Raw genomic sequence first — 21,365 nt, forward strand, 5'->3', positions numbered from 1 at the left:
TTTCTACATATCATTGAAAAAAATGCAAAAAGGAGCCCGATTTGACAGACTCCACCTAAAATCAACATATGTAGTTTACACTTTATTTTATAAAACTATTCAAAAGATGTAAAGAAAAACATATTCTGAAAATTGTGTCGACAGTATTCAAGACCTTTTGTGTCACAGACCTAACTTTTTGATAAAATCCACGGTTTCCTCGTGCTCGGTTTTAATTAAGTTATAAAGACGTTTGTCCGTTTTTACAAGTGAATGACCTTTCTCATCAGCAATTGGTCTTGTAAAGGAAGTACTATTGATTACCTTCCACTTGCCCTCGGTATATGAAAGTGTAAGATCAATTACTCCAAGCCGGCTGCCAAAAGCACCAGCCATTACGACAGGCTTTCCATTGATTTGTCCTGTTTCCATATTGGTATTAGGCAGATCAATAAAAACAGGGCCTGGAAAAGTACTATGGGAATGCCCTGATAAAATAGCATCAATTTCAGGAATTTGTGTCAAATAATAAACTGCATTCTCTGTTTCCGGATTGTATGGTTCGCTGCTGATACCTGTATGGGCGAGGGCGATAATAATGTCTGCACCTTCAGCCTTCATAATGGGGACAAATTTCTTCGCAGTTTCTACCATGGGTTTAGCAATGACCTTGCCCTCGAGATTACCCTTATCCCATCTCATAATTTGGGTAGGCATTAGGGCTATAACCCCAATATGAAGTTCATGCTGTTTGCCATTTTGGTCAACTACCATTTTTTTAAAAATAACATAAGGAGTAAAATACGGCTTATTTTTTTTGACGGAAACTACATTTGCATTTAGAGCTGGCATCTTTAAGCCTTTCAAAGCTGCATTTAAAAACCCTAGGCCATAGTTAAATTCATGATTTCCAATCGCGATCGCATCATATTTTAAATAATTGAAGGCACGGTACACTGGATGGGTTTTTCCCTTATGCATACTTTTAATTCTTGCTAAATATTCGCCAAGAGGGTTTCCCTTTAGATGGTCACCATCATCAAACAATAATGAATTGTTGACTTCTTTTCTTGCCTCATGAATAAGGGTTGCCGTTTTAATCAGTCCAATTCGATTGTCTGTCTTTGTTTGATAATAATCATAATTAACCAAATCGGCATGTAAATCAGTTGTTTCAAGTATGCGTAAATCCACCATTCCTTTGGGGCTTGGTACGGTCTCGGCGGCATAAGAAAGAGTAGAACAAGAAAACCAACCAAGGGTCAGCAGGATCAGTAATAAAGGAACCCTGTTTTTGTCCACTAAAATTACCTCCATTATATTGCTTTAAGCATGCTACTCATAGTATTGGTTTTTCCTTCATATTTATGACATTTAAGTGAATAGTACCTTTATTTAAGGCGGGGCAGATACAAATTATTTTATAATATAAGTGTTGTCATTCTTGGAAAAATTTAGATAGGTATTTTTGGAAACGCTTGCATGGTGATGAAGGGAAGTGACTTAATCGTTGAATGAAAATAAAATCACTATTTTATCCGGTCATTATGGCAGTGGAAAGACAGAAATTGCGATTAATCTGGCTATAGCAGAAAGATGGAAACACGAAAAGGTAGCCATTAATGATTTAGACGTTATAAACCCGTATTTTCGCTCTCGGGAGGTAGCGAGTATCTTTCAACAATTTGATGTTGAATTACTTGCCCCGAGGAATGGCTTAGCGGCGGCCGATCTCCCAATAGTGTCCGGTGAAATGTATCGAGTTTTGCATGATCATAGATATCGAGTCATTGTCGATGCCGGTGGTGATAAAGACGGGGCAACGGCACTAGGACAATACTATCACGAATGGAAGGGATTAAACCCGGAATTACTCTTTGTTCTCAATGGGAAACGTCCGTATGTCAGTACAGTGGAGGGGGCGCTTTACACAGTCCGTCAGATCGAAAAGGCCTCTCGGCTTAAGGTCCGCGGCATAATTAATAACTCAAATATCGGTGCTGAAACGACGATAAACGAGATTATGCAAGGATATAAATTATCTTCAGGCCTAGCGGAAAGACTCGAGATTCCATTTTTATATACTACCATCTCCAATCATTTAAAGGCGGAGGCTGAAGACTTTGCCAACACTCATAAAGTTGTTTTTATTAAACGGTATATGACTTTACCCTGGGAAAAGGAGCATTCATATGGAGAAAAAGGTCGTTTTTAATGAAGCCATTTGTAAGTCCTGCGGTCTATGTGTTGAAGTATGTCCAACAAAGGTTATTTTTCTGGCGGACTATTTAAATGGGAAAGGATACCGTCCAGCAACAGTGGTGAACCAAGAAAATTGTATCAGTTGTGCCAAATGTGCACAAATATGCCCTGATGCTGTAATAGCTGTATTTAAACCGGTAAAGATGTTGCAAACAGTGTGATTTGAAGGGAGTTATTCTCATGGGTAAAGTGTTAATGAAAGGAAATGAAGTGATTGCGGAAGCGGCCGTACATGCAGGATGTAAGTACTTTTTTGGCTATCCGATTACACCGCAGAGTGAACTTGTTGCTTATATGGCAAGAAGGCTGCCGGAAGTAGGCGGATTATTTTTACAGGCTGAAAGTGAAATAGCGGCGATTAATATGGTGTATGGGGCAGCGGGCACAGGTGTCAGGGTAATGACCTCCTCCTCAAGTCCAGGATTCAGTTTGAAGCAAGAGGGAATATCCTATTTAGTGGGATCAGAACTTCCTGCAGTCATCTGTAACATCGTTCGCGGCGGCCCAGGACTTGGCAATATTCAGCCTGCCCAATCGGATTATTATCAAGTAACAAAAGGGGGCGGACATGGGGACTACAACATCCCGGTTTTAGCACCAGCAAGCTTACAGGAAATCGTGGAATTGACACAAGCGGCATTCGACATTGCTGACCGTTACCGGACACCGGTGATCATAATGGGCGATGGGATGCTTGGGCAAATGATGGAACCTGTTGATTTTGGCGAACGTACCGAAATAGAACAGTTTAATAAAGAATGGGCAACAACAGGTACACGAGGTGACGGCGGTCCCAAAATTATCACGTCACTTGAACTTGATGCAGAAAGTTTGGAAAAACGTAACCAAAATCTGCAGAAAAAATTTGCTTTAATAAGAGAAAATGAAGTTCGTTATGAAACATACCAAACCGATGACGCAGATTATATTATGGTGGCATTCGGGACGGTGGCCAGGATTACCATGAATGCCATTAACAGAGCAAGACATGAAGGAATCAAGGTTGGATTAATAAGACCGATTTCCCTATGGCCATTTCCGGATAAGCCGTTTATTGAAACAAGGGATCGGGTAAAAGCATATATCTCTGTTGAAATGAGCGCCGGTCAAATGATCGAAGATGTCAGGCTTGCTGTGAATGGTCGTGCCCCCGTAGACTTTTACGGTCGAACAGGCGGTGTGGTTCCAACGCAAGAAGAGATTTATGAGAAGATTAAGTCGGTAGCCGGAGGGGTAACGATATGACCATGAAAACGGTTTTTAAAAGAACAGACGGTTTGACAGACAAGCCTACACACTATTGTCCCGGCTGCACGCACGGTGTGATACACAGACTTGTTGGCGAAGTGTTAGAGGAAATGGATATTTTAGAAGATACAATTGGGGTGGCATCGGTAGGATGTTCGGTGTTATCGTATGAATATTTTAATTGTGATATGACACAGGCGGCACATGGACGTGCCCCAGCAGTGGCCACGGGAGTGAAGCGGGTTCTGCCGAATCGGTTTGTCTTTACGTATCAAGGTGACGGGGATCTTGCTTCAATTGGAATTAGTGAAGTCATTCATGCTGCGGCGAGGGGAGAGAAGATCACCGTTATTTTTGTCAATAATGCTATTTACGGGATGACAGGCGGACAAATGGCACCTACCACATTGATTGGTCAAAAAACGGCGACCACCCCCTTCGGACGTGATGTTGCGATTCAAGGGTCACCAATTAAGGTTTGTGAAATGATTGCGACACTTGATGGCGCAGCATATATTGAGCGGGTTTCCACCCATGATGTTCCACATATACAAAAGGCAAAAAAGGCTATTAAGAAGGCATTTGAAACCCAGAAAAAAGGCTTGGGATTTTCCATGATTGAAATACTTTCTACATGCCCGACAAACTGGGGACTTGACCCAGTGGAATCCCTTGACTGGGTAAAGGACAATATGGTTCCTGTCTATCCCCTTGGTGTTTATAAAAACAGCGAGGAAGTGAAAAAGTGATGCTAGAGGAAATCATTATTGCAGGATTCGGCGGTCAGGGAGTTATGTCTATGGGGCAATTGATTGCCTACGCCGGTATGCTTGAAGGAAAAGGTGTTTCATGGCTTCCTTCCTATGGACCGGAACAACGGGGAGGTACGGCTAACTGTGCCGTTGTTGTCAGTGATGAGCCTGTTGGGTCACCGCTCGTTACAAGACCATCGACAGCGATTGTATTGAATAACCCATCATTCGATAAATTCGAACCGCGAGTTCGCCCTGGCGGGATGTTAATGCTTAATTCTTCACTGGTGAATAGAGTCTCGGGACGCAAGGATATAAAAGTCATCGAAATCAGTGCAACAGACATGGCTAACGACCTTGGAAATACTCGAGTGGCAAATATGATTTTATTAGGGGCCTATTTGGAGCGCAGCAAGCTTGTTTCGAATGATTCCATCATTGAATCATTAAAGAAAGTTCTTTCACCTGATAAATACCATTTAATAGAGATCAACAAACTTGCATTAGAAAAAGGAGCTTCGCTTGTTAAGGTACACATGGCTTAATGAGAGGAAGTAGGCTGTTTTTTGGGCTTCCTTTTTCGATAAATATGTAAAAATTGTGACATACTAAAAACTTGATATGAGTCAATTAATTAAAAGTGATTTTCGATTAAACTTACGATATCGATAATCAAGGAGGAATTAATGATGGAAAAAAGTTCAGTTAAAGCATTCATGGAATATAGCGAAGAAAGATTTACGAAACGAGTAATCTATAAAAAAGGTGAAACAACAGCATTTATTTTGAACTTTATGCCAGGTCAGCAGCTTCCGGCACACAGACATCCGGGAACAGAGGTTTATTTATATGTTGTAACTGGAAATGGAACAATCATCATTGACGGTGCGGAGACAGAAGTAGCAGAGGCAGATCTTATTCATGTAACTAGTGAAGAAGAGATGGCCTTTAACAATAACGGAAGTGAACCACTAAGTTTATATGTCGTTTTAAGTAAAATCCCAAATGAAAATTATGCTAAAAATATTTAAATGGAAGCCAGCCTAAAGTTAGGCTGGCTTTTTGCGACTTTCTCTGCGCTGTTTTTGTTTATAGCCAAAAAACCACCAATTCCAATCCCCTAACAGCTTCATTAAAGCGGGTACTAACACCATCCTCACAATCGTTGCATCTATAAATATGGCGATAGCAATGCCTACACCAAGCTGCTTTACAGGCATGACACCCGTAAAGGCAAACGCTCCTGTAACCACAATCATGATGGCTGCTGCGGAAGTAATAATCTTACTTGTGTAGGTTAGACCGGCAATGGTTGCTTGGCTGTTATCACCTGAACTTAAATAAAACTCCTGAATCCTTGAGATAAGAAAGACCTCATAATCCATTGACAAGCCGAAAACAAGGGTAAACACGAATACGGGCAAAATTAAAGCAATATCTACTGGTGTGATTCCTAAATGTCCCTGCTGAAAAATCCAAACGACAATCCCAAAAGTACAGCCCAGGCTTAAAACGTTCATTAAGATGGCTTTTATAGGAATCAGAATGGATCGGAAGGCCGCCATTAGAATAACGAAGGTAGAAACAACAATTAATACTAATCCATATGGTGCTTTTTTAACTATCTCCGCAAAAATTTCCTGCTCAAATTTAATGGGTCCGCCGAAAGATGCCTTTAATCCTAGATCCCTTTCAGTCCACTCACTTACCCATTTTCTAGCTTTAGCAGAATGCTCACCTGTTTTTAAATACACATCCAAGCGTAATTGATTGTCTCTGATAAAGTAGTTTGTAACCTGCGCCACCATGGCTTTGTCACCATGGATAAGAAATTGAAATAGCTGATCAACCTCTTTTATTCCTGACGCTGAAAATGGTGAGTCAACTATAGATACTAGTTGGTCTTTCTCAAGTTTGTTAATTATCTGACTAACTTTTTCTAAATTCCTTTTATCCATCATGCTGCCCTGGGATTGGAGGACAATAGTAACCTTTTTCTCATCGCGTTTTTCGCTGGCAATAAAATGGTCCTGAAATGTTTCTAAGGCTAACCTTGAAGGGTAGTTTGTTGGTAGGGAATCTGTCCCTGGAATGGCTAAAACCATTTGCTTTACTGGAATAAGCCCGACTAACAGAATAACAAGTGCCGCTGTGACCATCATAATCGGGCGTTTCATCACCAGACCAGCAAATTTATGCCATATGCTTGTTTGGGTTTTCGATATCTTAAAAATACTCAGTTTGTTAATATTTTCCCCTAAAATAGCAAGGAGGGCGGGAAGAAAGGTTAAGGCGCATAGTGCAGAAATGAAGACAACGGTCATCCCGCCAAGGGCAACATTTTGAAAAATATCAATCTTGATAAACCAAAGCCCTGATAACCCGATAAACACACATAGCCCAGAAAAGATAATCGACCGACCTGCAGTGGCGACAGTAATCTCAAGTGCTTCACGGATGGATTTCGTCTTAACTTCTTCTTTGTACCGATTGATAAATAACAAAGCAAAATCGATGCTTAGAGCGAGGCCAATCATTGGGACAATATTTAAAATAAAGATGGTTAAATCAGCACCATAACTGAAAAAATAAACAGTTCCCATTGTCGTCAAAATGGAAACTACCCCGATTACAAGCGGCAGCGACGCAGCAACCAGACCACCGAATGCAAAAATGAGGACGACTAAGGCAATCGGTAAACCAATCATTTCTGCTTTGGCCAAATCCTCCTGACTGGCAACATTTAAGTCTTGGACAATGATCGGTTCCCCCGTCATGGTGACCTTTAAACCCTGTTTGTTTTTAAGCAGGCCATTTAATTGCTCAATTTCATTGCCAAGGCTTTCAGCTTTTTTGTTAAATGTGAGAAGGCCATAAGCATACTGACCCTTGATCATTCCTTCTCGTTCGAAAGGAGTGATGATTTGTTTAGCCCCATTAAAGTCAGCTAACTTTTCAAATGTTTCTTCAATAAAGGTCCTAAAGCGGTCTTCACTAACTGTTTGCTTCTTTTCAAAAACCAGAATAATCGAGGATTTAGCTTGTCCAAAGTTATTTTCCATGACTTTCCTTGTTGCGGCGTATTCACCCTTGTATTCGAAACCATTCCCACTTAAAACTGAGGGTAATTTCAATGCGAAAAATCCTAAGACGCAAATCACTGCTATCCAAATCAACAGCACCCATTTGCGATTCCGGTAGATGTAACTACCCAATTTCTGCACGTGATAACCTCCATTATCGAGTTCTATGATAATAGTATACATAAGATTGATAAGGTAATCCGTTGTCTTTTTTGTGTCTAGTTAGACCACTGAAATACAATAAACTCAAAGTGAAATTTTGTTCACATTGGTATTTACAAATGTTCAATTTCTTTGTTATAGTAACATTATGTTAAAGTACTAATTGAAATAAAAATTCTATTAAATAGGAAGGTGTAAAAATGTCTCAAAATGTTGTTAGAATGATCGATCATACCTTATTAAAAGCTGATGCAACACGTGAAGAAATCATTAAAATTGTCGAGGAAGCAAAAAAGTATTTATTTGCGTCAGTGTGTGTAAACCCAACTTGGGTTAAAACAGCTGCTGACATGCTTGCAGATACTAATGAAGTAAAGGTTTGTACTGTAATTGGCTTCCCTCTAGGTGCCTCAACAACTGAAACAAAGGCTTTTGAAACAAAAAATGCCATTGAAAATGGCGCAAATGAAATTGATATGGTCATCAACATAGCGGCCCTAAAAGATGGCCAGGACGAATTGGTTGAAAAAGATATCCGCGCTATTGTCGAAGCTGCAAAGGGAAAGGCAATTGTAAAGGTAATCATCGAAACGTGCTTATTAACGAATGAGGAAAAAGTAAGAGCATGTGAGCTTTCTGTAAAAGCAGGAGCAAATTTTGTCAAAACATCTACAGGTTTTTCGACTGGAGGAGCAACCGTCGAGGATATCCGCTTAATGCGTCAAACAGTCGGCCCTGAGATAGGTGTGAAGGCATCCGGTGGTGTCCGCAGCCGTGAAGATGCAGTTGCAATGGTTGAGGCAGGAGCTACCCGGATTGGTGCCAGTTCCGGTGTTTCCATCGCCAAAGGTGAACTTTCAGACAGTAACTATTAAGAATATAAATCAAGCAAAAATGGAGCTATTCTTACGAGTAGCTTCTTTTTTGCTCTTAACAGTAAAAATTCATCCCAGAATTGAAGAAAGTGTCTAAGTACATACTATAAATATAGAAAATAAAAGGGATGAGACCATGATTTATATTTATAATGATTATGGAGGAACACATACGACATCACTAGCCGCTGCGTACCATTTAAAACAACTTCCTCAATCAGAGCGGAAACTTTCAAGGGAGGAAATATTAAATGTGAATTTCTTTAATAAATTAACAAAGGAAGACTTCGGAAAACTAATCTTTCACGGTGTTGATGATGAAAGTAATCCAGTGTATACGATCGGGCGCAAAAGGAATAAATATGTTGTTCCGGCATTAAAAGAAATGAGTTTACTGCTTCAGGAAAAGTTTAAATTCGATGAAAAGATTGTCTTTTCAAATACCTCACCGACGGTTCCCTTTGCCATGTCAATGGGGGGATTTTTCTCAAGGGGGTTAAAAATTGACGTAATTGGGGTTCCGTTATTAGTGATAGGCGCCAAACAATGCTGCGATAATATTTATCGCTTGGTTGAAAATACGAAAGAAGTGGGGAGGACCACTTTTTCAGAAAATGTGATTATCTTAGAAAATAAAATGTATAAGTAAAGAAAAGGTGTTGAAGAGTATGGAAAAAAAGATAGGTTTTATTGGGGCGGGGAAAATGGCTCAAGCCATGATTGCGGGAATGGTTCATTCTGGTGTCATCCCTCGGGAAAATATTATGGCAAGTTCTGCTACAAAAACAACTGTTGATAAAGTTGAAGCGAAGTATGGTATTTCCACATCGTTACATAATGTTGACGTTGCAAGATATGCTGATATTCTTATTCTTGCGGTGAAACCAGATCTTCATCCATCGGTCATTAATGAAATAAAAATGAATATGAAACAGCATGTCATCATTGTAACGATTGCTGCTGGAATTACATTAGGTAATCTAGAACAGTTATTTGGTTACCAAATAAAAGCAGTCCGGACGATGCCAAATACGCCATCATTGGTAGGGGAAGGTATGAGTGTTATCTGTGGAAATCATTACATAAGTGAACATGAACTTGCTGAGGTGGAAGTTTTGTTCAGTTGTTTTGGGAAAACGGAGCGTCTTGAGGAAAAGGTCATGGATGCCGTTCCATCCATAAGTGGTTCTTCCCCAGCATATGTTTACATGTTAATCGAAGCAATGGCAGATGGTGGTGTACGTCAGGGAATACCAAGAGATAAAGCGTATCGGCTGGCAGCACAGGCTGTTTTAGGGGCTGCTAAAATGGTACTTGAAACAGAATTACATCCTGGGGAACTAAAAGACCAGGTTTGTACGCCTGGGGGAGCCACGATAGAGGCAGTGGCAACGCTGGAAAAGGAGTATTTCCGAGGAACCATCCTGGCAGCAATGGAGAGTTGTTCTAAAAAAGTAACAGCACTTACTTAGTATTAAGAATTTTGGATCCCTTAAATTGGATCCTCTTTTTATATAGTAATTATTGAAGGGTGTAGTTTATGGACAGTCATACGCCTTATCTATATGAAAATGAGTTATTTATCCTTTCGAATATGACCATCGTAATAGTAACAATATTGGTCATGTTATTAGTATACCTCCTTATTCGAAAATCCCATGATAGTAAGAAAATGAAGAAAATTGAATACTATAAAGAAAAATACAATCCCCACATTTTTCAATTGGTGACCGATGGAATCTCTTCATGTGAACTGTGGCCGGAAACAGTCATCCAGCAAAAGGCCATCGAAGAGCTGTTGAGTAGTTATTTAAAAGTAGTAGAGGGTTATGTAGAAAAGAACCGATTATCGGAACTAGCAGCCATGTATTTAACGGAAAATTATCGTAAGCGGCTTAAGAGTAAAAAGTGGAGTACACGTATGAATACTCTGTACTATATTGAGGGCTTCAATATGATTTCCCTGTTAAATGATGTGAATAGATTATTGAAATATAAACGGCTTTCCCATGAAGAATTGGTCCATATTTTAAGAATCCTTGCCATGTTTCAATTTAAACCACTCTTTCATTTGCTTACCAACCACTATCAGTATCTAACTGAATATGATTATCGTCATATCTTGATTCGTTTACAAAATCAACAATTTCAACAGTTTATAGATTATTTCCACCAGACAGATTCTACCTTACAGAAAGCCGTTCTTGAAGTCATTGGGTTAAAAAGGGAGACCAATTACCTTTCCTTCCTAGAAAATATTATTTTCAGCTACTGTGGTGAAATAAAACTACGGGCCCTAAAGGCATTAGCAGAAATCGGCTTTGTGGAAGATATTAATCCTTATTTAGATCTTCTCCATTCTACAATATGGCAGGAACGGATGCTTGCTGCAAAACTAATGGGGTCAGTTAAAGAAGAAAAAGCCATGCCCAGATTAATCGAGCTTTTACACGATCAAACATGGTGGGTTCGTTCTCAAGCGGGCCAATCAATCTGTCAATTTGGAAACGGGAAAGATATTCTTCGAACAGTTTTAGAAACATCAAAGGATCCTTTTGCAAAAGACATGGCCTGGGAATGGCTCCATAAAGGGGTATGAACAATGCATTTTATTCACTGGAGCGACATTGTTACGGCTTTTGCTTCATTTATTGCCGGTTATATGGTACTAGTCATTATCTTTTACACCGTATTTTTGTTTATTTCCATGATTCAACTTCGTAAGGAATACCAACTTGATCGAATTCGGGTCTACGATGATTACTTGGAAGGAATTTACACCAAACCTGTTTCGATTATCGTCCCTGCCTTTAATGAAGAAGCAGGTATTGTCCATAGTGTACGTTCCTTATTACGTGTGAATTACCCAATATTTGAAGTCATTGTCGTGAACGATGGCTCCACCGACCATACTCTCAAAAAAATGATTGATCACTATGATATGAAAGAGATCCAAAAGGTTGTTCGCATACAAATTAGCACCAAAGCAATCGGAAAGATTTATCAATCCACCAGATTTGCGAACCTATTTTTTATTGATAAAGAGAACGGAGGAAAAGCAGATGCGCTTAATGTGGGCCTGAATTTTTCCCATTATCCGTATTTTTGTTCTTTAGATGGTGATTCTGTTCTTGAACAGGATGCTTTTTTAAAGGTGATGAAGCCGATTATCGACTCTAATGAGGAAGTGATTGCTTCCGGAGGAAGTATACGAATTGCGAATGGTTGTCATATTCAAAATGGGCGAATTGAAAAAATTGGGTTATCAGATAAACCATTAGTTGTTATGCAAATCATTGAGTATTTACGAGCTTTTTTAATGGGAAGGATTGGTCTTAGCAGGCATAATCTATTGCTCATTATCTCTGGTGCCTTTGGGGTCTTTTCAAAGAATTGGGTGATTGCTGCCGGCGGGTACCGAACCGATACGGTTGGGGAGGATATGGAATTAGTGGTGAGAATGCACCGGATATTGAGAGAAAAAGGTGAAAAGAAGAAAATTGTCTATGTTCCTGACCCTGTATGTTGGACAGAAGTTCCGGAAGACATGAAATTTTTAAGAAGACAGAGGAGACGATGGCATCGAGGGCTATTTGAAAGTTTATGGATCCATAAAAAAGTAAGCTTTAATCCAAGATACGGTTCAATTGGACTACTGGCCTTTCCCTACTTTTGGATTGTGGAGTTCTTGGGGCCAATTATTGAATTATCCGGCTATATTTTTATGGTTCTCTGTTTTGTTCTCGGGGGAATTTACATAGAATTTGCTATTTTATTATTTCTATTATCCTGTTTATACGGATCGATTTTTTCGATGGCAGCAGTACTTTTAGAAGAATGGAGTTTGACGAAATATCACAAGGTTACAGATATCCTTAAGTTATTCCTTTATTCCTTGACAGAAACTTTATGGTACCGACCGCTAACTGTATTTTGGCGCTGTGAAGGAGTATGGCAGATGCTAAAAGGAGATAAAAGCTGGGGAGAAATGAAAAGAAAAGGTGTTTCGGAATGAAAAGACAAACCAACCTATGGATCTATTCGGTATTCCTCATCCTATTTTTGACGAGCCCCTTTTGGTTATGGAAGATTCAGCCTTCAAAAAAATTAAACGTGTTAATCGTGGATAAAACAGTACCCACTCAATCCTTCCGGGAACATAAAGGACTTGTGTGGATATTAAACAACGCAAAATACTATAAAAATGGGACAACCCCATATTCAGTAAAAAATGATTATAAAGGCTTTAAACCGCAAAATGGACAGGAATATACGATTACACCCCTACCAAGAGATTTAAAACCGTTTGATGTGATCTATTTAACTGATCAATATGGCGTATATAAAGAGGACATTAATCGTAGGAATACTGAAGGCAAACATTCAAAAAAAGTTTATGGCGGGCTTACATCCAGTGAAGTTAATAAAATTGAAAGGGCACTAATCGAATCAAAAGGTAAGACATTAATCGCAGAATTTAATACGTTTGCAAGTCCCACTTCAGAAAAGGCCAAGGAGGAAGTCTCCAATTTACTTAATGTTGAATGGTCTGGCTGGATTGGCCGCTATTTTTCGGATCTTTCGAATTCTGAAGTGCCAGAGTGGATCAAAGCGAACTATCGGAAACAAAATATGAAGTGGGGCTTTGATGGAGAAGGTTTTGTTTTTGTAGGTAGAAATAATTATGTAGTGGTTATCGGAAAAGAGGAGGTTAAGGATACAGGGCTACTGTTTGAAGTATCAAAAAAGGGGAAGAAATATTTTACCGATGAAATCAAGGGGAAATATCCGTATTGGTTCGATATTATCGAGGCAAGAGATAAGAATGAAATTTTGGCTTCTTACCGTTTGCCAATTTCACATGCTGCAGTGAAAAGGCTTGAAGGATACGGGATTCCCGCCCGCTTCCCGGCAGTCATTTATCACCAAAATACGAAATTCTCATCCTATTATTTTTCCGGTGATTATGCGGATGAAGCGGAAGTGCCGAGAATGTATCAAACAAAAGGTTTTGATACATGGAAAAGAAAACTTGGTGCAAAAGATTCTTTTTACTGGCAGACATATGTACCGATGATGAAAGATATTTTACATCATGGGCTAAGGCAAGTAAAATCACAGGAAAAGATAGGACTAGTTGAACAAAACGGGGTTAAGACAAATAGCAAAACCGGAAATACGTATATTCAAATTCAAAGAGGTGGAAAGTGGCAGGACTTTCTTATCAAGGGTGTGAATATGGGGATTAGCAAACCAGGTTATTTTCCTGGCGAAACAGCCATAACGAAGGAAGAGTATTTTCGCTGGTTTAAAGCAATTGGAGCCATGAATGCAAATGCTTTAAGAATTTATACGCTTCATCCGCCACAATTCTACGAAGCATTTTATCTCTATAATCAAATCGCTGAACAGCCCTTATATTTATTTCATGGGACATGGGTCAGTGAAGAGAATTTGACACAGACTCAGGATGCCTTTGCCCGGATAAATGTAGATGACGCTAAGCTGGAAATAAGAAATATGATTGATATTATTCATGGTAATTCCAATTTGGCCGAACGCCCCGGACATGCAGCAGGCACTTATCAATACGATATCTCCAAATATGTCCTTGGAATGATCATTGGAACGGAATGGGATCCAGAGATGGTGAAGAATACAAATACTGTCCATGCTGGAATAGCCCAATATAAGGGCAATTATTTTAAAACGGAAAATGCAAGCCCATTTGAGGTTTGGCTTGCTGGGCTTATGGATTATGCCGCTGCCTACGAAGCAAAGCAATATTCCTGGCAGCATTCGCTTAGCTTTACGAATTGGGTGACCACTGATTTATTGCATCATCCCGCGGAACCACTTGAGAAGGAAGATATGGTTTCAATTAATCCGAATCATATTAAGATCTCGCAATCCTTCCATGCTGGGATGTTTGCTTCGTACCACATCTATCCTTACTACCCGGATTTTATGAACTTTGAGCAAAAGTATCTTGATTATGTAGATAGAAAAGGAAAGAAAAATAATTATGAAGGGTACCTTCATGAGTTTCGTCCTGCACATCAAATGCCAGTTTTAGTTGCTGAATTTGGCGTGCCATCATCAAGGGGATTAACACATAAAAATCCGTTTGGAATGAATCAGGGCTTTCTTTCAGAGAAAGAGCAGGGGGAAATTAATAGCCGTTTATACCAATCAATCGTAACGGAAGGGTATGCGGGCGGGCTAGTTTTTACATGGCAGGATGAATGGTTTAAACGTACCTGGAATACGATGGATTTCGATAATCCCGACCGCAGGCCCTATTGGAATAACCAGCAAACAAATGAGCAGCATTTTGGTTTGCTTAGTTTCGAACCAGGAAAAAGGGCATCAGGGATAGTTGTGGATGGCACAGCCTCAGATTGGGACATGGCTGCAGTAAAAAAGGGCTATTGGTCGACGGATAAAAAGAAGGATGTAAAGGAAGTTCGTTTCACATCGGACAGCGGGTATTTTTATTTTTTAGTTACCTATAATCGTCCCGTGAATTTGTCTAAACAAGGAGTTTTCTTACTCCTGGATACTGCCCCGAATCAGGGACAAACCAAGATTTCTTTAAATGAGCATACAAAGGTTGAAACGGATTATGGTGTAGATTTTTTTGTCAAATTAGCAGGAGCAGGGGACTCTAGGATAATGATCGATAGTTATTATGATACATTCTATTACCAATATGCAAGAATTTTACACATGATTCCGGAAGTGCCAAATGCCGCTCAAAAAGACAATGGAGTATTTCATCCCATCCGTTTGGCACTTAATAAACAACTAATCATTCCTTCTACTGCAACCGTTATCCCCTTTCAGGATTATGAAACGGGTGTCATGAGGTTTGGAAATGCCAATCCAAAAAGTAAAATGTTTGATTCTTTAACGGATATAAGTATTGGTAGCAATAAAAAGGTGATCGAAGGAAGGATTCCATGGCAGCTTTTGAATGTTAGAGACCCTAGCTCAAAGGAAGTGATCGGCGACATTTGGGAAAACGGCATATCAGCCGGTGTGGAAACAACCGGTATCCGCGTTGCCATTGTTACAACAAAAGCAGGCAAGGTGCAACAATCATTTCCAACAGCGGTTAATGGCAGGTTTCAGCAAAATGCTACCTATATTTACAGCTGGAATGGCTGGGATATTCCCATATACTATGAACGCTTGAAGAAATCTTATGACATAATGGCGGAAACATTCCGAACATCCATAATAAAAATAGAAAAATAAGCAACAAAAGAACCAGATACAAATAATAATCTGGTTCTTTTGTTGCTTACATATTAAAAGATAAGATTTAGAATAAGGTAAAGGAACGCAGCGATTAATGCCGAAATCGGAAGGGTAATGACCCAGGTGATAAGCATACGCTGGGCTGTATCCCACTTAACCCCTTTAAGCCGGTGTGCAGAACCAACTCCCAGGATTCCCGATGAGATAACATGTGTCGTACTTACCGGAAGGTGTATTAAGCTTGCACCGAAAATAATCCCGGCGCCAGTTAAATCAGCTGCCACTCCGTTAATTGGACGTATTTTCATTATTTTCCCGCCGACGGTTTTAATGATTTTCCAGCCGCCAATTGACGTACCTAATCCCATCGCCGCGGCACAGGATATTTGAACCCAAAGAGGAACATCCGCATCTTTGGGGAGATACTCATTTGCAATTAGAGCCATGGTGATAATCCCCATGGATTTCTGCGCATCATTTGTTCCGTGGGAATAGGATTGCAATGCTGCCGTGGCTATTTGAATAAAACGGAAATTTCGATTCGTCTTTGTTAAATTAAAATTCTTAAATGCCACTTTGAAAATACTGTAAATTATATAACCAACTACAAAAGCGATAATAGGCGAAAGTATAAGTGCTTCAATAATTTTAGTAAATCCACCATAGTTTAGAACACCAAAACCACTAGCGGCGATAGCTGCCCCGGCAATCGATCCAATCAGCGCATGTGAAGAACTGCTTGGAATTCCAAAATACCAGGTAAGTAAATTCCAGATGACGGCCGATAATAACGCGGCCAAAATAACAACAGAGCCATTGGTAAGATCGAATGGATTAACAATATCCTTTGAAATTGTTTTTGCCACTCCGGTAAATGTCATCGCTCCAACAAAATTCATAATGGCTGCTAACAAAATGGCGTGACGTGGTTTTAGTGCTTTCGTTGAAACAGATGTTGCGATTGCATTAGCAGTATCATGGAACCCATTAATAAAGTCAAATGCAAGGGCACATATTACGATTGCTATCGTTAGTATGAATAAAAGGCTCATTTTTTTGCTCCTTAGGCATTTTTCATGATAATGGTTTCAAGCGTGTTTGCGACAGTTTGGCAGTAGTCAGCAATATCTTCAAGATTTTCGTAAATTTCTTTATATTGAATAATCCGAATTGGGTCTTTTTCAACCGTAAATAAATGTTTAATCGATTGACGCAGAATATTATCGCAATTAGATTCGTAATCCTTTATTTTAATGGCATGTTCTCTAATTTGTTGCAGTTTTTTATTCGATAATAATTCAACGGCCTTATCGATTTCATGAACACTTCCCTGAATGGCCGAAACGAACTGGAGCATAAAATCATCTGCTTGGGTAATGGAATACATTTCAAATAATGCAGAAGTAGCTTCAAGGCCGTCGATTACATCATCCATGCTCATCGCAAGGTGTAAAATATCTTCACGTTCAATAGGTGTGATAAAAGCATCATTTAGTTCTTTTATTACTTCATGAACAAATGTATCCCCTTGGGTTTCATATTCCTTCATTTTCTCGGAAAAGATTTTTAAATCACTAATGTTATTCAATTTATATTCTGTGAAAAAATCTACTCCTTCATCTAAATTGGCAGAAATTTTACGTAAAAGAGCTGAGAATTTATCCACTTTCTTAAATGCCATTGATGTTACCCCCATTTTTATCATCCATAGTTATGAATCAACTCAATAAGTTTATATGAAAAATGTCGAAAAAAGTATTATATAGCAGTGAAATTTACAAAAACTTAACATTAGAATCTTCAGAATTTTTCTCTTTGTTAGATGCACTTCCTTACTTTTACCTAGAATCATGAATTTATGTAATTGGTTTACGCTGATTCCAAAACCAGATTAATTATTTCCGGTTTATATTTTTTTATGAGTAAAAATATAAAATGGGGGTAATTTAACTATACAGGCAGCATGAAAAAATTCTTTCCACTACTGCCTGAGCTTTATGCTAATAAATGAAAGATGAATACTAAAAAGGAGTGTTCTATAATGAGTTTCATTTGGGCATTAATAGTCGGTGGAATTATTGGCTGGTTAGCAGGTCTTATCGTTGGCAGGAATATTCCTGGTGGCATTATTGGTAATATCATAGCTGGATTTGTTGGTGCATGGCTGGGAACAGCGGTATTAGGTAATTGGGGGCCGCATGTGTCCGATTTTGCCATTATCCCGGCAATCATCGGTTCTGCTGTGTTGGTTCTACTGCTAAGCTTCATTATGAGGGCCTTTAGAAAAGCTGATTAATTAACCACATAAAACTTAGATGTAAAAAGCCTCCCAATTGCGGGAGGCTTTTGCTGTTTAGATTGAATAAATATCGATCTGTTTAAAGATATCTAATGAATCCGTCACAGGTGCATGACATATCACTTTTTCTTTTGTTAAAGGGTGGCTAAATTCAAGTTTGGCGGCATGTAATGCTTGCCTTTTCGTTAAGGGCTTTCCGCCATATTCGATATCGCCCACTATGGGATGTCCTATATGACTTAAATGTACCCTTATCTGATGGGTTCTTCCTGTCTCAAGCCAGCATTTTACATAGGAAAGCTGTTTGTGTTTATCTTCTTTTACCAATTGAAAATGGGTAGTAGCTTCCTGACCGGATGGTGAAACTCTTCGTTTCGTTGCATGATGGCGATCACGGCCAATTGGCAGATGGATTGTCCCCTTTTTTTGCTGGAACAGTCCATGTACGGCAGCAATATAGGTTCGTTTTATATGACGCTTCTCTAGCATATTATCTAATATTGCGCCAGCTAATGGATGCTTTGCCAACAGGATAGCACCAGAAGTATCCCGGTCTAAACGATGAATTTGCCGGATATTCCGACATTCTCCTTTAGATTGGAGATAGAAGGAAGCTGCGTTCATAAGTGTGTTGGTCTCCACTAAAGGATTATTTGGATGAGTGTTCATGTATGCCGGCTTGTTAATCACCAAAACATGTTCATCTTCAAATAAGATGTCAATATCGTGGAAAGTCGGGATTATTTGCGGTTCCTCATCTACAAAAAGTTTTACGAGCAGTGTTGACCCTGTTTTAAGAGGCAAATGCCAGTTAGCACGACTACCATCTACTAAAACTTTATTCTCCATTCGAAAAAGATGTGTTAATTTTTTGGGTGCTTCCCAATAGTGACGAAAAACCCAGTCAACTGTTTTGCTGTCCCACTCTTCTGGGACCAAAATATGGAGCCATTCTCCCTTACGTACCGTTTTAAACATATTATCTCCTTCGTCATCCACTAATTACCACCGTAAATACACCGGCAGTTATGGTATTCTTATGATATAAAATTCGTCTGAAAAAAGCGATGGCAAAGGTGGGTTACAAGTGAAAATAGTATTTGCCTCGACACCAAGTCAAGAAGAAGAAATTAATGGACTGGTGAGGTATGTGTATTCAAATATTTTTCCCCTTTATTATAGTGATGAGGAAATTTGTGAATTTAAACAGTTAAAGGTTTTACGTACTCCTGAAGATTTTAACACATTAAAAGATGCCTTTCAGGTGATGACTTGTATTCAAACAATCATATCTATACTTGAATCTTCTCCACTTGATGAGCAATACGAAGCTGTTTTTGACAAAAACGTTGCAACTCTTCAAGAATTTGGATTGTTTTTTCCGTTTGAATTTCAACAATTTGTTGATGTAAAAAGAATGAAAAATACCATGCTTAGTATATTTACAAAGGCTGATAATGAATTAATTATTTAGAAAAGAGGAAAAGCCTGTAATTTTTGCAGGCTTTTTTTTAGTTTTACTCTTATGGAAGTAAATTTAAGGTATGATAGAATGTGATTGTATTCACCTGCTTCATAGCAAAAATTGTCGGCTTATTTTGCATCCGTTTTGCAGGAGTAACGAGCAAGAACTTAGAAACAATACATAATAAAACAGAAATTGGAGGAGACACCATATGAATTGGAAAGTAATTGCAAATAGCTGGATTGAATTTGACGGATTGGATCTAGAATTAAAGAATCAATTAGAAACATTGAAGAATGATGAAAAGCAATTAGAAGATTCTTTTTACAAGAACTTAGAATTTGGAACGGGTGGAATGCGCGGTGAAATCGGAGTTGGGACAAACCGAATGAATTTGTATACCGTACGTAAAGCATCAGCCGGCTTAGCAGATTACATAGTAGAACATGGTGAAGAAGCAAAAAAACGTGGTGTTGTCATTGCATATGATTCGCGTCATAAATCCCCGGAATTCGCATTGGAGGCGGCAAGGACACTCGCAACAAAGGGTATTCAAACGTATGTGTTTGATGAACTTAGACCAACTCCGGAGCTCTCGTTTGCTTTACGAACCTTAAATGCCTTTTCTGGTATTGTCATTACTGCCAGCCATAATCCACCTGAATATAATGGATATAAAGTATATGGATCTGATGGTGGTCAGCTTCCTCCAGATGCAGCTGATGAAGTCATCGCAAAAGTAAACAATATCGAAAATGAATTATTAATAAAGGTTGATAGTGAGGACCAATTAAGAGGATCAGGGCTAATTAAGACGATTGGTTCAGAAATTGATCAAGCATACATTGAAAAGTTAAAAACGATTTCCGAGAATCCGGGACTTTCGGAAGAAACAGATATTAAGATTGTTTTCACTCCTTTACATGGTACGGCAAATAAACCTGTTCGTGCCGCACTTGCTGCCTTGGGTTATAAAAATGTAACAGTTGTAAAAGAGCAAGAACAGCCGGATCCGGAATTTTCAACTGTGAAAAGTCCAAATCCAGAAGAACATGCTGCCTTCGAATTAGCTATTCGTGATGGAAAAAAGGTAGGGGCAGACCTTTTAATTGCGACTGATCCAGACGCCGATCGATTAGGGATTGCTGTTTTAAATCATGAAGGTGAATATGTTGTTCTTACAGGAAATCAAACAGGGGCATTATTACTTGACTATTTGCTTACCCAGAAGAAGGAAAAAGGAACATTGCCACAAAATGGCGTTGTATTAAAAACAATTGTTACCTCTGAAATAGGCCGGAATATTGCTTCATCCTACCAATTAGAAACAGTTGATGTTTTAACAGGCTTTAAGTTTATTGCTGAAAAAATTGACCAATATGAAGCTACAGGGGACCATACTTTCCTATTTGGGTATGAGGAATCCTACGGCTATTTAATTGGTGATTTTGCCCGTGATAAGGACGCAGTCCAAGCGGCATTGTTGGCAACAGAAGTATGCGCTTATTATAAAAAACAAGGCATGACCCTTTACGAAGGCTTGATTCAGGTATTTGAAAAATATGGATTTTATCGTGAAGGCCTTCGTTCCTTAACGCTAAAAGGAAAAGAAGGGTCAGAAATGATCCAGCGTCTTTTGACCTCATTCAGAAATGAATCATTTACAAACCTGGGTGAATTAAGCACCTATGCTACTGAAGACTATCTAACAAGTACCCGCATAACACAAAATGGAGAAGAAAAAATTGATTTGCCTAAATCGAATGTCTTGAAATATATTTTTGAAGATGGTTCATGGGTATGTCTAAGACCATCGGGAACAGAACCAAAAGTAAAATTCTATTTTGGTGTAAGGTGTGATAGCCTTGCTGAAAGTATTTCAAAACTTCATACTGTTGAAAAGGACTTTATGGAACTAGTAGATGAAAAGGTGAAAGTAGTTCAACAAATGTAATAAATGATGTTCATTAAATCTCA

Annotated in this window: 20 protein-coding genes; 15 read left to right on the forward strand and 5 right to left on the reverse strand. The window is 39.0% G+C overall.

Features of this window, described 5'->3' with window-relative positions:
• Positions 1-162 precede the first annotated feature (162 nt).
• The gene (locus tag RCG19_RS15415) at positions 163-1,281 is read right to left on the reverse strand and encodes a metallophosphoesterase (protein WP_308107852.1); all 1,119 of its coding nucleotides are present in this window, start codon (positions 1,279-1,281) and stop codon (positions 163-165) included.
• 208 nt (positions 1,282-1,489) lie between these two features.
• Here RCG19_RS15415 and RCG19_RS15420 point away from each other — a divergent pair, with 208 nt between their 5' ends.
• The 6 genes from RCG19_RS15420 (at position 1,490) to RCG19_RS15445 (ending at position 5,272) form a co-directional block, all read left to right on the forward strand.
• Complete coding sequence (locus RCG19_RS15420) at positions 1,490-2,194, forward strand: CpaE/TadZ family protein (RefSeq protein ID WP_308107853.1); 705 nt, start codon at positions 1,490-1,492, stop codon at positions 2,192-2,194.
• Entirely contained in the window at positions 2,172-2,402 is a 231-nt protein-coding gene (locus RCG19_RS15425; RefSeq protein WP_166243075.1) for a 4Fe-4S binding protein, read from the forward strand. Before RCG19_RS15420 ends, RCG19_RS15425 begins: the two co-directional genes overlap by 23 nt.
• 19 nt (positions 2,403-2,421) lie before the next feature.
• A complete protein-coding gene (locus tag RCG19_RS15430) occupies positions 2,422-3,486 on the forward strand; it encodes a 3-methyl-2-oxobutanoate dehydrogenase subunit VorB (protein WP_308107854.1) in 1,065 nt (354 codons plus the stop codon).
• Positions 3,483-4,238: a thiamine pyrophosphate-dependent enzyme gene (locus tag RCG19_RS15435; RefSeq protein ID WP_308107855.1), complete on the forward strand. Its 756-nt coding sequence runs from the start codon at positions 3,483-3,485 to the stop codon at positions 4,236-4,238. The genes RCG19_RS15430 and RCG19_RS15435 overlap by 4 nt, the downstream gene beginning before the upstream one ends.
• On the forward strand, positions 4,238-4,786 hold the full coding sequence (locus RCG19_RS15440; RefSeq protein ID WP_308111004.1) for a 2-oxoacid:ferredoxin oxidoreductase subunit gamma family protein: 549 nt from the start codon (positions 4,238-4,240) through the stop codon (positions 4,784-4,786). Before RCG19_RS15435 ends, RCG19_RS15440 begins: the two co-directional genes overlap by 1 nt.
• A gap of 144 nt (positions 4,787-4,930) precedes the next feature.
• Positions 4,931-5,272, forward strand: a complete 342-nt coding sequence (locus RCG19_RS15445) for a cupin domain-containing protein (RefSeq protein ID WP_166243132.1) — start codon at positions 4,931-4,933, stop codon at positions 5,270-5,272.
• 18 nt (positions 5,273-5,290) lie between these two features.
• On the opposite strand, the gene RCG19_RS15450 is transcribed toward RCG19_RS15445, so the two are convergent.
• Positions 5,291-7,465, reverse strand: coding sequence for an MMPL family transporter (locus tag RCG19_RS15450; RefSeq protein ID WP_308107856.1), 2,175 nt, complete (start codon positions 7,463-7,465; stop codon positions 5,291-5,293).
• A 221-nt stretch (positions 7,466-7,686) separates the two neighbouring features.
• On the opposite strand from RCG19_RS15450, the gene deoC reads away from it, so the two are divergent.
• The 6 genes from deoC (at position 7,687) to RCG19_RS15480 (ending at position 15,621) form a co-directional block, all read left to right on the forward strand.
• Entirely contained in the window at positions 7,687-8,361 is a 675-nt protein-coding gene (gene deoC / locus RCG19_RS15455) for a deoxyribose-phosphate aldolase (RefSeq protein ID WP_308107857.1), read from the forward strand.
• Between the two features lie 136 nt (positions 8,362-8,497).
• Entirely contained in the window at positions 8,498-9,010 is a 513-nt protein-coding gene (locus RCG19_RS15460; protein WP_308107859.1) for a DUF3189 family protein, read from the forward strand.
• Positions 9,011-9,029: 19 nt separating this feature from the next.
• Positions 9,030-9,833, forward strand: coding sequence for a pyrroline-5-carboxylate reductase (gene proC, locus RCG19_RS15465; protein ID WP_308107860.1), 804 nt, complete (start codon positions 9,030-9,032; stop codon positions 9,831-9,833).
• A 68-nt stretch (positions 9,834-9,901) separates the two neighbouring features.
• Positions 9,902-10,960, forward strand: coding sequence for a HEAT repeat domain-containing protein (locus RCG19_RS15470; protein ID WP_308107861.1), 1,059 nt, complete (start codon positions 9,902-9,904; stop codon positions 10,958-10,960).
• Positions 10,961-10,963: 3 nt separating this feature from the next.
• Positions 10,964-12,376, forward strand: coding sequence for a glycosyltransferase family 2 protein (locus tag RCG19_RS15475; RefSeq protein WP_308107862.1), 1,413 nt, complete (start codon positions 10,964-10,966; stop codon positions 12,374-12,376).
• On the forward strand, positions 12,373-15,621 hold the full coding sequence (locus RCG19_RS15480) for a hypothetical protein (RefSeq protein ID WP_308107863.1): 3,249 nt from the start codon (positions 12,373-12,375) through the stop codon (positions 15,619-15,621). The genes RCG19_RS15475 and RCG19_RS15480 overlap by 4 nt, the downstream gene beginning before the upstream one ends.
• Positions 15,622-15,674: 53 nt before the next feature.
• On the opposite strand, the gene RCG19_RS15485 is transcribed toward RCG19_RS15480, so the two are convergent.
• Both RCG19_RS15485 and RCG19_RS15490 read right to left on the reverse strand, forming a co-directional pair.
• Positions 15,675-16,676, reverse strand: a complete 1,002-nt coding sequence (locus tag RCG19_RS15485) for an inorganic phosphate transporter (protein ID WP_308107864.1) — start codon at positions 16,674-16,676, stop codon at positions 15,675-15,677.
• Positions 16,677-16,687: 11 nt separating this feature from the next.
• Positions 16,688-17,305, reverse strand: a complete 618-nt coding sequence (locus tag RCG19_RS15490) for a DUF47 domain-containing protein (RefSeq protein ID WP_166243099.1) — start codon at positions 17,303-17,305, stop codon at positions 16,688-16,690.
• Positions 17,306-17,665: 360 nt separating this feature from the next.
• Here RCG19_RS15490 and RCG19_RS15495 point away from each other — a divergent pair, with 360 nt between their 5' ends.
• Positions 17,666-17,920: a GlsB/YeaQ/YmgE family stress response membrane protein gene (locus tag RCG19_RS15495; protein WP_166243101.1), complete on the forward strand. Its 255-nt coding sequence runs from the start codon at positions 17,666-17,668 to the stop codon at positions 17,918-17,920.
• A 57-nt stretch (positions 17,921-17,977) separates the two neighbouring features.
• Here the strand turns inward: RCG19_RS15495 and RCG19_RS15500 are convergent, their stop codons facing one another.
• A complete protein-coding gene (locus RCG19_RS15500; protein WP_308107866.1) occupies positions 17,978-18,901 on the reverse strand; it encodes an RluA family pseudouridine synthase in 924 nt (307 codons plus the stop codon).
• Between the two features lie 109 nt (positions 18,902-19,010).
• Here RCG19_RS15500 and RCG19_RS15505 point away from each other — a divergent pair, with 109 nt between their 5' ends.
• A complete protein-coding gene (locus tag RCG19_RS15505) occupies positions 19,011-19,397 on the forward strand; it encodes a YhcU family protein (protein WP_308107867.1) in 387 nt (128 codons plus the stop codon).
• A 202-nt stretch (positions 19,398-19,599) separates the two neighbouring features.
• Positions 19,600-21,342, forward strand: a complete 1,743-nt coding sequence (locus RCG19_RS15510) for a phospho-sugar mutase (protein WP_308107868.1) — start codon at positions 19,600-19,602, stop codon at positions 21,340-21,342.
• Positions 21,343-21,365: the final 23 nt, after the last annotated feature.

This window comes from Neobacillus sp. OS1-2, from assembly GCF_030915505.1.
GTDB lineage: Bacteria > Bacillota > Bacilli > Bacillales > Cytobacillaceae > Neobacillus.